General features: G+C 63.0%; 2 protein-coding genes. Both read left to right on the forward strand.

Annotated features, from left to right (window positions below; translation table 11 throughout):
* The first annotated feature begins 56 nt into the window (after window positions 1-56).
* Entirely contained in the window at window positions 57-17,309 is a 17,253-nt protein-coding gene (locus IV454_RS19870; RefSeq protein ID WP_206087487.1) for a hemagglutinin repeat-containing protein, read from the forward strand.
* Window positions 17,306-17,641, forward strand: a complete 336-nt coding sequence (locus IV454_RS19875; RefSeq protein ID WP_206087488.1) for a hypothetical protein — start codon at window positions 17,306-17,308, stop codon at window positions 17,639-17,641. Before IV454_RS19870 ends, IV454_RS19875 begins: the two co-directional genes overlap by 4 nt.
* The last annotated feature ends 87 nt before the right edge of the window (window positions 17,642-17,728 follow it).

Consider the following 17,728-nt stretch of genomic DNA (forward strand, 5'->3'; position numbering starts at 1 on the left):
AGTTCAGTCCCCCCGCAGTACCCGTTTGACGCCTTCAGGCACCCCAAGGACCCATCATGAAATCACCTATCCGCCATCTGTTAAAGAAACCATCGACCTTGACCGCGGCCGACCGCCTGGTCCAGGCGCAGCTGGAGCAGCCGATGGAGGCGGTGGGCCGCAGCGGCCGTCCGTGGGCGCGGGCGGTGGCCAGGGCGATGATCGTGCTGCAGATCTTGCAGACGGCATTGATCGCGGGACCGGCCTACGCGCAGGTTGCGGCCGCCGGCAACGCGCCGGCCGGGCAAAAGCCGCTGGTCGATGCCGCCGCCAACGGCGTGCCGATCGTGCTGATCGCGCCGCCAAGCGCGGCCGGCGTGTCGCACAACCGCTACGATCAGTTCAATGTGGATAGCAGGGGTTTGATCCTGAATAACAGCCGGGAGAGTGTCGGCACCCAGCTCGGCGGCATCGTCAACGGCAATATGCAGTTGGGCACTACCAGCGCCCGCATCATCCTGAACGAAGTCACGTCCGGCAATCCCTCGCGCCTGAACGGCTATATCGAAGTGGCAGGGCAGCGCGCCGACCTGGTCATCGCCAACCCCAATGGCATCAGCTGCGACGGCTGCGGCTTTCTCAATACCGCCGGGCGCGCCACCCTGACCACCGGCACGCCGCAATACAATGGCGCCGGCCAGCTCGACAGCCTGAACGTGCAGCGCGGCGTGATTACCATCGGCGCCCGGGGCTTAAATGCCAGCAATGTCGAGCAGCTCGACCTGCTGGCGCGTGGCATCGTGATCGAAGGCGAGATCTCCACCAGGAATTTACAGGCGGTCCTGGGCGCCAACAAGGTCTTGTACGGCACGCTCAAGGCCACCGCGCAAGATGGCAGCGGCAATGCGCCCAAGTTCGCCATCGATATCGCCGACCTGGGCGGCATGTATGCCAACCAGATCTATCTGGTCGCTACCGAAAAGGGCCTGGGCGTGAACAGCGCCGGCCGCATCGCTTCCCTGACGGAAAACCTGACCCTGAGCGCGCAGGGCGACCTGACCCTGAAGGACAATTACAGCAAGAAAGACGTCGACCTGTCCAGCAGCGGCAAGGTCACCCTGACAGGGCAGACCAACGCCGAGCGCAACGCGCGCATCGCCGCCACCGAACGGGTGGCCGTCAACAACGGCGCCGTGCTGCGCGCGGAGCAAAGCGTGCTGCTCACGACCGCCCAGATCGACAACAGCGGCAGCGTGATCCAGAAGTCCGCCAGCGAAACCCTGGTGCTGGCCGCCGAACGCATCAACAGCAGCGGCAGCATATATTCGGCCACCGACCTCAGCTTGCAGGCGCGCACCATCGACGGCAAAGGCGGCGTGCTGCAGGCAGAGCGCGCCCTGAAGCTGTCCGCCGACAGAATTCTGGTCGACCAGCAGCAGTGGGCCGCCAACGAGGCGGTTACGGTCAAGGCCGGCGAGCTGCGCGCCGTCAACAGCGTCATGGCGGCCGGAACGGACCTGTCCCTGAACACAAGCGGCGTCTTGAACATCCAGGGCAGCACCTTGACGGCCAAAAAGGCCGTCGACCTGCGCGGCCAGGGCGTGAACAGCGCCGCCGCGACCGTCTCGGCGGCCGCGCTGGCGCTCGACGCGGGCAAGGGCAAGCTGGACAACACCGGTGGCGTGCTCTACGCGGCTGGCAACATCGACCTGCGCGCCGCCGGCATCGACAATACGCGCGGCAAGATCGTCGCGGCCGACAAGCTGGCGCTCGATGCCGGTGGTGGCGCGCTCGACAACACGGGCGGCACGGTGGCATCGAAGGATGCCGTGTTCGGCAACGTCGGCAGCATCCGCAACCGCGCAGGCACCCTGTCCACCACCAGCGACCTGGTGCTGGACGGTGCCCTCGACAACAATAAAGGCAAGCTCATCACTGCCGGCGCGCTGACCTTCTCCGGCGCATCGCTGGACAATGCCGGCGGTGCCATCCAGGCCGGCAATGCCGTCAAGCTCACGGCCAGCGGCCTGATCGACAGCGCCGATGGCATCATCCAGAGTACCTCGGCCGGCGTCGCCATCAAGGCCGGGCGCCTCGACAACAGCAAGGGCGCGATTGCGGGGGCCAGGGACATTGCCATCGATGCCGGCAGGATGCTCGGGAGGAATGGCGACATCAGCGCCGGCGGCAAGCTGGCCGTCAGCGGCGCGGCGCTCGACCTGAGCGGCGCGAGCCTCGCCAGCAACGGCACCCTCGACCTTGCGGCCAGCGACATCGTGGCCAGCGCAGCCAGGCTGCACGCCGGCCAGGCCTTGACCGTCAAGGCCGGCAATCTGTCCGCCGCTGGGGCCTCCATCGCCTCGGTTGGCAGTGTGAACGTGGCCGCCACCGGCGACGCCTGGCTGGACAAGGCCGCGATCGCCGCCAACGGCAACGTGGACCTCAACAGCCGCAACCTGCACGCCCAGCAACTGCGCGTGGAAAGCGGCGGCACGGTCGCGCTCAAGGCCGACGTGGTCGACCTGCAGGATGCCAGCCTGTCCGGCGCGCGCGGCCTCGGCCTGACGGCCGGCACCTTGCTGATGAAGGGCGGCAGCGCCGTTTCAGGCGGCATGCTGACTATTACCGGCCAGAGCCAGCAGGGCGGCAAGCTGTCCGCCGCGCGCGACGTCGATATCCGCATGGAAAAGGGGCTCGACCTGACTGGCGGCGCCATCCTCGCCGGCGGCGATATTGCGGTGCGTGCCGAAGGCATCGTCACCGACCAGGCGCTGCTTGGCGGCAAGCACATCGTGCTCGATGCCGGCCTGCAGAGCGTGAGCAATGTGCAGGGCACGATCGTGGCCGAGTCCGGCGGCGGAACGCGCGCACCGGCGCTGGTGGTGCGCGGCAATGGCATCGACAACAACCGTGGCGTCTTGTCGTCCGATTCGAATGCCGTGTTCGACGCAAAAAGCCAGGTGTTCGACAACAGCAACGGCAAGGTCGTCGTGGGTGGCGACATGGATTTGTCGGCAGCGATGCTGAAGAACCGTTCCGGCAGCATCGCCACGGGCAGCAGCATCGTCATGCGCGGCAATGAAGTCGACAATACCGACGGCCAGCTGCGCTCCGGCAAGGACGTCATCATCGAAGCGAGCGGCCAGCGCCTCGGCAACGAGCGCGGCGTGATCGAAGCGCAGGGCACGATGACCCTGCTGGCAGCCGACTTGAACAATATCGGCGGCCGGCTCACGGCCAACCAGACCCTCAACCTGACCGCCGGTGCGCTCAACAACAGCGGCGGCACGGTGGCGGCCGGCAAGGACCTGACCCTGAGCGTGAGCGGCGTGGCCAACAGCGGCAACGGCAGCTTGAACGCGGGCGGGCCGCTCAGCATCAGCGCCGGGCGCTTCGACGCGGCCGGTGCGCACATCTCCTCGAATGAGCGGATCGTCATTGCGGCCGGCCAGGGCATGTACCTGGACAAGAGCGACATCAAGGCCGGCGGCGCGGTCGACCTGTCCGCCGGCGTCGTGCAAGCCACGGGCGCGACCATCATCAGCAACGGCGCCATCGCCGTCAGCGGGCGCGACAGCGTCAACCTCGCCGCCAGCGACATCAACGCCAACGGCGCGGTGACCATCAAGGCCGCCAACGGCGCCAGCCTGCAAGGCGCGCAGATCGCGACCAATGCGCAACTGCACATTGACGCGGCCAGCATCGATGGCGGCGCCAGCCGCCTGTCGAGCGCGGGCGAGATGGCCCTGCATGCGGATGCGGGCGGCATTGTTCTCGCCGGCGCGCACCTGGCCAGCGGCGCCACCCTGCGCATCGACGGCAAAGGCATCGATGCCGCCAACGCGACCCTGGCGGCCAAGGGCGATATCGCGCTCGATACGCGCGGCGCGGACTACAAGGCCGACGGCAGCCTGCATCGCAGCGAAAGCGGCGGCATCACGCTCAAGGCCAACAACATCGACCTCGGCGGCAGCGCCGGCCACATCGGCGACAGCGGCTTCATCGCGAACGGCAGCATTGCGCTCGACGCAAGCGGACAGATCAACGCGGCCAACAGCACCATCTCGTCCGGCAGCAATGTGGCGCTCAACGCCGGCCGGGGCATCAGCACGGCTGGCGGCGCGGTGTCGGCCATCGGCAGCGCGACCTTGTCGGGCACCGCCATCGACAATGCCGGCGGCGCGATCGCCGCCAATGGCGCGCTCAAGCTGGTCGCCCGCGACGGCGGCATCGACAACGGCGGCGGCAGCATCATGTCGCGCGACCAACTGACATTGCAAACCCGCGCAGGCCTCGACCGCATCGCCGGCAAGCCGGCCGCGGCCGGCGGCGCAACCGACCTGAACAACAAGGGTGGAACCATCGTGGGCGTGGCCGGGGCCGTCATCAACAGCGGCACCATCGACAATAGCAGCGGCAAGATTGCCAGCGGCGATAGCTTGGTGCTCGACCTCGGCAACAGCGATTTCAAGGGCGCCAAGGGCAGCGTGCTCAGCGAGAAAGCGCTGACCCTGAGCGCGCGCCAGATCGACCTGAGTGCCGGCCAGCTGCGCGCCGGCAAGGGCGTGAGCCTGTCCGCCGAGCAAATCGTGGCGCAAGGCGCGGCCATCAGCGCCGCCGCCGGCGACCTGCTGATCGACAGCAAGGGCGGTTCCATCGACACAAGCCACGCGGACATGCTGGCTTCCGGCCTGCTGAGCCTGAAATCGGGCGCAGCCAACCTGGCGCAAGCCAAACTCTCCAGCGGTGCCGGCACCAGTATTGCCAGCGCAGCGCTCGATGCACGCCAGGCCAGCATCCAGGCCGGCGGCGATATCGTTATCGCCAGCGGTGCGGCGATCAACGCCCAGGACGCGTCCATCGGCGCCGGCGGCAAGCTGGACCTGACTGCCAGTTCGCTCAAGGGCGGCCAGTATTCGGCATTCAAGGACTTGACCGTGGTGACCACGGGCGCCATCGACCTGGGCAAGAGTTCCCTGCCGGGCGCGCAGGGCGGCGCCTTCCTCACGGATGCGGCGCTCAATGTCAAGGCGCAGGGCGCCATCCTCGATGACGGCCGCGCGATCGGCAAGAACATCACCTTCGACGTCGGCAACGGCCTGCTGAGCAATCGCGGCGGCACCATTCTCGCCACCGATGCCGCCGCCAGCGCGCCGGCCCTGAAGGTGACCGGCAATGGCATCGACAGCACGGGCGGCAGCATCGTCAGCAATGGCGACCTGATCATCAACAGCGGCAGCGGTGCCCTGGACAACAGCAAGGGCACGATTGGCGCCCTGCGCACACTCGACGTGGTGGCCGGCAAGCTCGGCAATGCGGGCGGCACGGTAGTGGCCAACACGGCGCTCGCGTTGCAGGTGCAAGCCATCGACAACCAGGCCGGCAAGATCCAGGCCGGCACCAGCCTGAACGTCAAGGCAGGCGACATCGACAACCGCGCCGGCACCCTGGCCGGCAGCACGGGCATCGACCTGACGGCCGGCAAGGTCGACAGCAGCAACAAGGCGTTGATCGGCAGTAATGGCGACGTCACCTTGCATACCAAGGGCTTGGACAATAGCGGCAGCCAGGTCACGGCCGGCGGCAAGCTGGTCATCGATACCGGTGCAGCGGGCGCGATCACGAACGTCAAGGGCAGCCTGGCCAGCGATGGCGGCATGACCCTGGCCAGTGCCGGCGAGCTTGACAACAGCGGCGGCGCCATTGCGGCGGGCGCGGGCCTGGACGCGCAGATTCAGGGCGCGCTGGTCAACAAGGACGGCAATATCGTGGCCGCCAAGAACCTGGGACTGAAGGTCAAGGGCGCGCTCGCCAATCAGGGTGGAGCCATCCAGGCCGGCGGCGACATGCTGGTCGGTACTAACAAAGGCATAGCCAACGATACCGGCAAGCTGATCGCCAACGGCGCCCTCGGCATCGATGGCGCCTCACTCACCAGCAAGAAAGGCTTGATCAGCGCGGGCAAGGACCTGACCCTCGACGTCAAGACCCTCGGCGGCGCGCTCGACAACCAGGGCGGCCAGATCCAGGCCAGCGGCAAGGCCAGCATCGCGGCCAAGGGCGTGGGCAACGTCGATGGCGTGATCATCGCCAGTGACGACCTGCTGCTCGACGCGGGCAAGGCACTGCTCGATAACCGCGGCGGCATCGTGCAAAGCGCCAAGGCATCGGTCGCGATCGACGCCGGCGACATCGCCAGCCAGGGCACGGCCAGCGCCATCGTGGCGGCGGGCAACCTGACGGTCGCCGGCAACAACATCGACAGCGGCAAAGGCTTGATCAGCGCGGGCAAGGACCTGTCGCTGATCGCACAGGGTACGCTCGGCAATGCGCAGGGCCGCATCACGGCCGGCGCGCAAGCGACCGTGCAGGGCCAGGGCATCGACAACAGCGGCGCGCTGCTCAGTGCCGGCAAGACCTTGACCGTGCAGGCCGGCAGCGGCACCGTGGTCAACAGCGGCGGCAGCATCCTGGCGGGCGAGACGCTCAAGCTGGGCGCGGGCGGCGTTCAAAACCTGGGCGGCAGCGTGGCCTCGAACGGCGACCTGACCCTGGTGGCGGACAGCGGCGGCACGGTCGACAACAGCGCCGGCACCATCCGCAGCGCGCAGGGCAATGTCAGCCTGACGGGCGGACAGTTGCGCAATGGCAGCATCGGTACTGGCGCCTCCGGCCCCGGCGGATCGATCGCGGGCGGGAAAGATGTGACGATCAGCGCCAATGGCGCGCTGCTCAACCGCGGCGGCGCCATCGAAGCGGCGAACAAGCTGACCATCCAGGCCGGCGCGGCGCTTGATAATACCAACGGCAAACTGACCGGCGCCAACGCGCTGGCCGTCAGCGCCAATGGCATCACCTCCGTCAACGGCTCCATGCTCAGCAATGGCGCACTGAGTGCCAACGCGGGCACGGGCGCTTTCGACAACAGCAAGGGCGTCATTTCCGGCGGCAGCACCACCACCTTGAACTCGGCGGGCCGCTTCGACAATACGGACGGCAAGATCACCACCGGCGCCAATCTGGTGGCCACGACTGGCGCGTTCGACAATGTGCGCGGCCTGGTCAGCGCCCAAGGCGGCGCCAACCTGACCACCGCGGCCTTCGATGGCCGCAAGGGCGAGGTCATCGGCCAGCAAGCGCTGACGATCAATACCCAAGGTGCGCGTTTCGATGGTTCGGGCGGACGCTTCGCCAGCAATGGCGGCGTGACCCTGGCCACCGGCGACGCTGTGCTGACCGGCAGCACCATCGCCGCCGGCGACAGCTTCGCCCTCCAGTCGATTGGCGCGAACACCCGCCTGGACGCCAACGGCATCCAGATCGCCGTCACCAAGAACATCACCATGACGGGCGCGGACGTGGCCCTGAACGGCAGCAGCCTGCAAGCCGGCAATACCATTACCGTGGCGGGCAGCACGGTTGGCTTGAACAATGCGACCCTGGCCGCGAACAGCGCCGTCAACATCAACGGCACCGACGTGCAGGCCGGCGCCATCAACATCAGCACCCAGGGCGATATTTCCCTGCAGGCGAGCAATTCCCTGGACTACCGCAACGGGCAGTTCGCTGCGGGCAATAACGCCGCCATCTACGGTGGCGGCCTAGTGGCCACATCCGGCGCCAAGCTGGCGGCCGGCAAGCGCTTGTCGTTCGGCATGGGGCAGCAGGCTGTCGACTTCAGCGCGCTCGACTTTACCTACCAGTTCGGCACCGACCTGCTGGTGCAAGCCCTGGGCATTCGCACCGGCGGCGTGGCGATCAGCGCCGACAACCTGTTCTTCGACGCCGGCACCGGCGTGCTCGACAACACTGGGGGCACCCTGTCCGCCACCGGCGTGATCGAATTCAAGGCGCGCGGCATGATCAACAGTGGCGGCCTGATCGCGGCGGACCATCTGGTCTCGCTCGACTCGGGCATGGGCGCAATCATTAACGATGGCGGGACCATCGCCAGCGCCGCCGGCAAGATTGGCATCGCCGGCAGCGACTTGCTCAATAAAGACGGCGGCAACATCACCGCCGCCGAGTCGGTGAACGTCTCGACAATTGGCCTGACCGACAATGCCGGCGGCAATATCGTGTCCGATGGCGAAGTGAGCCTGTACAGCGGCACCCTGGGCAACGTCAAGGGCAATGTCGTCAGCAACAAGGACAAGGTGACCGTCAACGTCCGCACCTTCGACAATGATGGCGGCGTAGTCAGTGCCAAGACGGCGCTCGATGTCACCGCTACCTTGGGTGTGAGCAACAAGGGCGGCACCATGCTCGCCGGCCTCGATGCAAGCATCGTCGCCAAGAATGGCGTGAACAATACCGGCGGCGTCATTGGCGCTGCGGGGAAGGTGGCGTTGACCAGCAGCACGGGTGTCGTGATCAACCAGGGCGGCTCGATCCAGAGCGATACATCGACGGTCGCGATCGATGCCGGCAACGGTATCTGGAACCAGAACGGCGATATCTACGGCTTGACCGGCGTGCAGGCCAAGACCGACGCCAACCTGCTCAATATGCAGGGCGGGCGGATCGCCAGCCAGGGTGACGTCAAACTCAGCAGCCTCAAGGGCAAGCTGGACAACACGGACGGCATTGTCAGCTCGGGCAGTGCCCTGATCGTGGCGGCCAAGGACGTGAACAATGCGGGCGGCGTGCTGTCGGGCTTAACGTCGGTCAAGGTCGATGCGGACAGCGTCGACAACAATGCCGGCGTGATCGAAGCGGGCACGGGCGGCATTGCCATCACGGCCAAGACCTTGAGCAACGATAACAGCGGCAGCCAGCGCGGGATTGTCAGCAAAGGCGATATCACCATCGGCGGCGGCGCGGTCAAGCAGAACGGCGGCTACATCGGCGCTGACGGCAAGCTGACCATCGACGGCACCAGCATCGACAATACCGGCGGCTCGACCATGCTGGCCTTGAAAGAGTTGAGCCTGACCGGCACCACGGGCATCAATAACCAGGACGGCAATATCAAGTCCGCGCTCGATACGACGCTCAAGACCCCGGTATTGAATAACGTCGGCGGTACGGTGTTTGCGAACAATAACCTTGTGGTGGACGCCGCAGCGATCGACAACAGCAATACCAACAACGGCGCGTTCGACAAGGGTTTGCTGGCATCGAACACGGTGACCGTGAATGCGGCCACGGTGGGCAACGTGAATGGCGCGATCGTGGCGCTGAAGAACCTCAAGGTGGCGGGTTCGGCCAGTATCAATAATACCGGCGGCCAGCTGAGCGGCGAAGCGGTCACGATTGACACGGCTGACTTCATCAATACCGGCGGGCGCACCGACGCGACCACCACGCTGACGGCGACCATGAAGAAATTTAGCGCCGACGGCGTGATGGCGTCCACCGGCACCCTGCGCCTGGCCATGAATGGCGATTACACCAACGGCGGTATCGTGGCGGCCGAGAACAATCTGGAGATTGTTCTCAATAACGGCAAGTACACCAATAACGGCACGATCAGCGCGGCCAGGGACCTGAGCCTGTCGGCCACGGAGTTGAATAACTACGGCACGATCAGCGCGACCAATACGACGATCAATGTCGGCAGTTTTGTCAATTCTGATACGAACGGTAAGGGCGTAGTCAATTCGGTCGGCACGACGACCATCAATGCGGGCAATACGGTCAATACCGGGCGCATTTACGGCGGCGACGTCGTGATCGGCGGCGCGGTATCGAATGAGGCGGATGCCACCATTGGCGCGCGCGACACCTTGACGATGAGCGGCTTGTTGATTAATAAGCCGGGCGCGAACGTGATCAGCCTGGGCAACATGAAGCTGGGCGACGTGGTCAATGCGGGCGCGCGGATCGAGTCGGGCGGTAATCTCGATGTCCGCAACTTGCGTAACATTAACTGCGTTGCCGGCAGCGGTGGTAATGGCGTAGGTGCGTCGGATTGCGGCACTTACGGGCTGCAGGGCGGCGTGTCGCTGACCGATGTGACGACGGTAACCCCTGTAAATCAGGTCATCCTGACCGATTCCCAGACTGGTCTGGTGCACAATCTGAATGATCTGGTGATCGTCTATGCTGACGATACCTTCCACTATGTTGTGCCGGGTGAAGATCATAAGATCGAAGACTATATCCAGCGGACTTACACTACCAAGACGACCGTGGCCAGTGTTATTGCCACGTCTAATTCGGGCACGGTTGCCGCTGCTGGCAATGTATCTGCACAATCGGCACAAAATATTGATAGCCGAATCGTCGCTGGTGGCAGTGTGCTCATTAATGGCGGCTCCGAAGTCGGTAATGGTATTGAGAAAACCGCCGGTGACAGCGTCAATATCTCAACCCAAGGTTCGCAACAAATTACAACCACGGGAACTGAGTTCGAAACCCACGTCGATTCTTGCAAGCCATGGCAGAGTTGCAAACACAAACGCATCTATGGCGGCACGTCGAATTTCGAAGACGTTGGTCCAACCACCAGCATCGACGTGGCTGGCGTTCTCTACGACAGCGGTGGCGCGGCCTCTGCGCCGGTTGCTCCTGCCAATGCAACGATTGCCCCTGCCGAACCGGCGAAAGTGGTCGGTACCCTTGGCACTGGCGTAGCCGGCAATATCACCGCCGCCAATGGAAACACTGCGGCGGGCGATACGACGACTACGAAGACGGGTAACGTCGTTACTTATCAGAACGGTAGCACCACGGTCGGCATCAACGTCGGCGCGATTAATACCAATACAGCTGTGCAGGGTGTTGGGGTGCAGGGCGTTATCGCAGGCGGAGCGCCGTCGGTCAGCACTTCCGTCGCCGCTGGCGGCACCAAAATCGGCGCGCAGGCAGCCGGTACCGCTGGCGGGACGGGGCCGGTCTTGACCGACGCCCAGCAACAAGGCAGCGGGGGCGCCGCCGACGTTACGGTTGGTACGAGTGCCCAGCCCGTCGTCAAGGGCCAAGTGGCAGGCAATGCCTTGCCTGGCAGCGTCATCGCGGGCAATGCGCGCGCGGTGCAGCAGAGCGCCATCGGCGACCTGACGACCTCATTCGCCAAATTCGCCGCCGCACGTCCGGTGACGGTTGCGGAAAAGACGGTCGCCGGCGTTGTCGGCACCAATACCAAAGACATCGGCGTCCGCGCCACCGATCCGAAGGTGCCGAACGTCACCCTGACCAGCAACACGGACTGGAAAGCGCCGAGCGGCAATCTGTTCTCCCTGAAACCGGGAGAGGGCGCCGGCTATCTGGTCGAAACCGACCCGCTGTTCACCGACAAGAAAAAATGGACGGGCAGCGATTACTTCCTGGACCAGCTTGCTATTGACCCGCAGCGCACCCTGAAGCGCTACGGCGATGGTTTTGTCGAGCAGCGCGCGTTCGCCGACCAACTGATCAACATCACCGGCCGCAACAAGTTGTCCGGCTACGAGAACAACGAACAGGCGTTCAAGGCGCTGATGGATTCCGGCGTGGCCTACGCCAAGCAGTTCCAGCTCACGCCTGGCGTGGCGCTGTCCGAGCAGCAGATGGCCCAGCTGACCACCGACATCGTGTGGCTGCAGGAAGAAACCGTCACCATGCCGGACGGCAGCACCACCAAGGCCCTGGTGCCCCAAGTCTACCTGCGCCGTCCGCAACAGGGCGACCTGTCGACCGGCGGCGCCCTGATTGCCGGCGACAACGTCACCATCCGCAACCAGAACGGCAGCATCAGCAACAACGGCACTATCCTGGCCGGTTACGCCAATGCGAAGCCGACCGACATGCACGGTACCGTCACGCTCGACGCCAAAAATGTCAGCAATGGCGGCACCATCGCCGGCAACGTGATCGACATCAGGGCGGCGAACGATATCGCCAATGTGGGCGGACGAATCGCCGGCCTGTCCAACAAGGGCGTCGACGGCAGCGCCACCGACGACAGCCGGGTCACGCTCAATGCCGGCCGCGACATTCTCGTGGCCAGCACGACGCGCACGCGCAGTGTTGACACGGTTGGCAACAACGGCACCAGTACATCGAGCCGCACCAATATCGACAGGGTCGCCACCATTGCCGGCGGCAACGTGCTGATCGATGCCAAGGGCAATTTCACTGCGCGCGCGGCGCAGGTCGACGCAGCAGCCAATCTCAGTGTATTGGCCGGCAAGAACATCGATATCGCCGGCGTGGAAGAAAAGCACGCGCTGTTCGTGCCGCTGGGCGGCAACACGATGGGCCGGACCGGCTACACCAACGAGGCGAGCATATCGAACGCGGGCAGCAGTCTGACCGCAGGCAACAACCTTGCCGTCAAGGCCGGCGCCGACACTACCTTGAGCGGCAGCCGCATCGCCGCAGCGAATGACGCGAGCATTTCCGGTACCAACGTCACCATCTCGGCGGTCAAGGACCGTACCCTGGTCGACGTGCAAACGGTGGGCCGCAAGCAGTACGACCGCGCCATGAACGATGACGAAAGCCTGAGTGGCGGCTCCGTCAGCGCCGGCAGCAGCGTGACGATCGTCGCGACCGGCATGGCGACCGGGCAGAAAGACAAGGACGGCAAGGCGATCGCCCAGGTGGGCACGGGCAACCTCGTCCTCAACGCGGGCAAAGTGACCGCCCTGAAGGGGACGGCCAGTCTGCTGGCCAACAACGACGTGTCGATCCAGACCATCACCACCGGCCACGACAGCCTGAATGACAGCTACAGCAAGAGCGGCAACCTGGTCAAGAGCAAGACCACGACGACGTCGAGTACCTCGAACACGCAGCAGGCCGAGGGCAGCCGCATTGCCGGCAACAGCATCGCCATCGTCGCCGGCAACGGCAAGGACCTGGTGGGCAACGTCAATGTGATCGGCTCGTCGGTACTTGCCGACACCAGGCTGGCCGTCACTGCCGGTGCGGACATCAATGTGCTGGCAGCAACCAGCACCGGCACCTACAGCCAGGCGACCACAGTTAAACAGTCCGGGCTGTCCGGCGCCAAGAACGGCGTGGGATTGAGTGCCGGATCGTCAACCGTGAAATCGCGCGAAGACGGCAGCTTCGCCACCCAGAGCGAGACGGGCAGCGTGCTCGGCAGCAGTGGCGGCAATGTGATCCTGAACGCCGGCAAGAACGCCACCATCGCCGGCAGCGACCTGATCGCCGGACGCCTGGATACCGACGCCACCCTGCTGAACGGGAACATCGATATCTCGGCGCAGAACATCGCCATCATTCCGGGGCAGGACCAGCGCCACGAAACGCAGTCGCTCGACACGACGTCGAAGAGCTTCACCGTGGCCGTGGTCGGCACGCCGGTCGATACCCTGCGCAACCTGAAGAAGATCAAGGAGGACAAGAGCAAGTTCGGCCGGGTCAACGGCACGCTCTCCGAACTGGCCGACAGCAGCCTGACCGCGCCGCAAGTGGCGGTCACGTTCGGCAAGAGCCAGACCAGCAGCAGCACGGTGCACGATGGCCAGACCCAGTCCGGCAGCAGCCTGAGCGCCAGCGGGGACATCCGCCTGACGGCGCGCGGCAATGGCGTGACGGGCGTGGACGGCAAGCCGGTCGATGGCGACATCACCGTGCGCGGTTCGAAAATCGACGGCGGCGGCGTGGTAAAGCTGAGCGCCGAACGCAACGTCACGGTGGAAGCATCGACGGACCGCAGCAGCGACAGCAGCGCGGCGACGGCCAGCGCGTCGACCTTCAGCGCGGCGGGCCTGAGCCTGGGCGACATCACGCGCGCCATCAACGGCGGGCCGAACAGCGGCGGCGTGACCCTGTCGCCCTACAACCAGAAGCGCGGCAGCGACAGCGGCAGCGAAACAAGTACCCGGCAGACGGCTAGCCTGATCAACGGCAACAAGGTCGAACTGGTCAGCAACAGGGGCGACATCCTGGTGCAGGGCAGCGGCATCAAGGCCAAAGGCGACATCGCGCTGAGCGCAAGCGCGGGCAAGATCGACATCGTCAGCGGCCAGGACGGCACCGTGCTCAAGGAAACCCACAACATCATGCAGTTGGGCGACCTGGGCGGCAACGGCACGGCCAACACGGTGGGCATCAAGCGCGGCAGCGACACGCTCGATACGCGCAAGGACCAGCAGAACACGATCCGCAGCGGCCTGTCCGCCGGCGGCAACCTGGCCATTACCGCGAAAGACAATGTCGCGGTGCGCGGCAGCGACCTGCACGCCGACGGCAACGTCGACATCAAGGGCAGGAATGTCGTGCTCGATCCTGGTGTGGACGAAGTGAGCACCAAAGCGGCCAGCAAGACCAGCCAGTTCGGCGTGACGGTGGCGCTGTCCGGCTATGCGGTGGACGCGGCCAATGCGGTCAAGCAGGCGGCCGTGGCGCACGAGCAGAAGGACGACGACAAGCTGGCCGGCATTTACGCGGTCAAGGCGGCGATCACGGTGGCCAACGGCACCGGGGTGGGCGGAGGGACACCGGCAGCCAACAACACGCAGGCGCCGGCGTCGAGCCAGGCGTCGATCAAGGCGACGGTGAGCATCGGCGGCAACAGCAGCGACAGCACGACCAACAACAGCGCCTTGCAGAACAAGGGCAGCACGGTCAGCGCCGGCCAGAACCTGACCGTCACCGCCACCGGCGACGGCGGCAAGGATGCGAACGGCAAGGCGTCGGACGGCAACATCACGGCGCGTGGCGCGGTACTGAGCGGCAAGGACGTGACTTTGGACGCCGCCCGCGATATCAGGCTCGCCAGCGCGCAGGACACGAGCGCCAACGACAGCTGGAACAGTAGCCACAACGCGTCGGTGGGCGTCGGTTTCGGCCTTGGCGGCACGCAAAACGGTTTTACCTTGGAACTGGCCGCTGGGCAGTCGCATGGCAATGCCAACGGCGACGCGACGACCAACCAGAACACGAGCGTAACGGCCAGCAATGTCTTGACCATCAAGAGCGGCAAGGACACCGCCCTGGCCGGGGCGCAGGTCAAGGGCGACAAGGTGGTGGCCAACATTGGCGGCGACCTGAATATCGCGAGCCTGCAGGACACTGATAACTACACGAGCCGGGAAAAGAGCAGCGGGGGAAGCGTCAGTATTTGCGTGCCGCCGTTCTGCTATGGCGCCAGTTCGGGCAGCGTGAACGCGGCCAAGGCGAATATCGACAGCACGTTCGCTAGTGTGAACCAGCAGTCGGGCATCTATGCGGGTGCGCAGGGCTTCGATGTCACTGTCAAGAACAATACCGATCTGATCGGTGGCGTGATTGCCAGTGCCGCCGGTGCCGACAAGAACAGGCTGACGACGGGCACGCTGACGCAAACGGACGTGAAGAATGCGGCAAGCTATGACAGCGACAGCAGCAGCGTGAATTTGTCGTACAGCAGCGGCGCCAGTGCGATCCAGACCATCGGCAGCAATGTAGCCGGGAACATGGCGGGCAATCTCACGCCGGTGCAAAACGGCAATGCTGCCGGCACGACGAAGAGCGCGATCAGCGCGGGCACGCTCGTCATTACCGACGCCAAGGGACAGATTGCGGCGACGGGCAAAACAGCGGAGGAGACCGTTGCTACGACCGATCGCGATACGGCTAACAGCGCCGGGACCATTGGCAAGATTTTTGATCAGAAAAAGCTGCTGGAAGACCAGGAGTATGCAAAGGCGCTGGCCGGCGTGGTGCAGCAATCGACAGCATTTATCGAAAAGAAGCTTGGTGATGCGCTGGTTGGAACCGACCTTGCTACCAAGGTCGCGGTTCATGCGGTGATCGACGGCGCCCTCACGAAGCTGGTTGGCGGCGATTTTAGTTCAGGCGCCGCCGCATCTGCTGCCACGACGGCACTGCTTGAAACATTCGGCGACGAAATCAAGAAAATTCCGGGCTTGAAACCTGACGACGTGCGTGCCCTGACGACGTTACTGGCATCTGTCGTTGGCAAGGCTGTTGCCGGTGTGACCGGTGCGTCGCCGGAGGCCGGAAACGCGGCAGGACTTGTGACGGGTGCGGCGGCGGAAAATAATTTTCTCCGGCATAAAGAAGCCGATGCCATGGCCAAGGAATTTGCCGAGTGCGAGAAGAAACCGAAAGGTTGCGCCGAGTACGAGGAAATACGCAACAAATATCGCATCCTGTCGACTAAAAACATTGCTACCGTCGAAGCCTGTATTAAAGCGGGTGATGTTGCGTGTGTGAAAAATTTGGAAGGAGACGCGGCCGCGGCCGGAGAAATCAGCAATGTTCTCATGAGCTGGGATCATACGTTTTTCGAGGGGCGCCAAAATAACATTCGTGACGGCGGGGTGAAAGGTTCTGCTTCGCTCTTTGGTAGCGATATTTCTCAGGCGGAAGAAGTCCGTACGTTCAGGCAAAATTTCTGCGTGGGTGTAAGCGCGGGAGGTTGTGATCAGCTCGTAAATGCGGCGCTTAACGATCGGTTGAAACGCGCGGGTACGCTTATTGTAGTTGGAATGCTCGCAGTAAAGGCCGGTGGGGCCATTCGGGGCATCACCCTGAGATTTGTACCGGTTAAAGGCGTGGCTTCATTTCCGCCAGTTGCGGAGGCGCCGATAGCGGGCGAGACTACTCAAACGGGAGCCGGTGCGCCAAATCCAAAGGGAGGGCGCAGGGGAGCACCTGGCACAGTAGATCAACATGCAGCAATTGGCGACGAACTGCACATTGAAGGCCCTGCGATATTTGACCGCAACGGAAAGCTCATCGGCCGCATTGACCCGATTACTAATATAATTGAGCCGCAACTTGGATTTGATAATCCGCCGATGTTACCTAAAAAGCCGTTTGATATAATTGAAAGTGGTGGAGGAGTTACTGTTCCACCGGGATCGGGAGGCAATGCAAAGCCGCCATTGTTGCCGCTAAATATCGTTGATAAACGTTTGCCCGATGGTAAAAATTTTATTGGTGATGATATTGCGCTAAAGGAAGGGGCAAACTATTTTCGAGGTAACGAGCTTGTTGACGTTAATCGGAGGGTGTTGGCGGAATTTGATCAAATCAACATGGTAACAAAAACCATAACTGAAGATAAAGACGGATCCCAATTTGGTAAGCGGCTTGATCCCACTATGAGCGTTGAAGATCGCGAAGCGTTGATTTTGGCGCAAGCGGAAATATATGTCGATAAAAAAGTCATTTCGAAAATGCATGATAAAATCGCTGCGTTGAAAAATGCGGACGCTATCAGGCCAAATGGTAATGGAAAAGATACGATGAGTACTCCTCAATTGAATGATATTCGCAGTTTTAAAAATATCGAATTCAGATTTATTGGCGATGGAGCCGCGTTGCAGTCGGTGATGAACAGGAGAGTCGGAATTCTGCGCCAGCAATATCCTGATTTTAACTTTGTTGTTGTTTATGGCGATAAAACACAGGGAAAAAAATGAGTGTTACACTTTCAATCGGAAATCCAATAAATAATGATGAAAAATTTTATCATCTTGCCGTTTCGACCGAGTCGGGGTTTCATTCCGTGATTGAACCAATCGCAGAAAAATACGGATTAACTCTTATTGACTGGGGAATTTTTTCTGAAGTTACAAAAATAAATATCATACTATTTCTTGCGGAAATAAATACCATCCGTGAGGCAATCTTAATTTTGAGTAACGAGTCAGTGCAGACTAAAAATCATTATTTTGGCAGGCTTGGTGAGTTGGCGAGCGAGGCAGAGCGTCTCATAAAGGAACGGCCAGATATTAGGCTTTTAATTGGCTGAATAGCGGGATCACAGGCGGAACAAGCGGGGTTCAATGCGCCTCGTTATACACAACTCTTGAGGGCCCAATGACGTTTCCGGTGAAAC

This window comes from Massilia antarctica (assembly GCF_015689335.1).
Classification (GTDB): domain Bacteria; phylum Pseudomonadota; class Gammaproteobacteria; order Burkholderiales; family Burkholderiaceae_D; genus Telluria_A; species Telluria_A antarctica.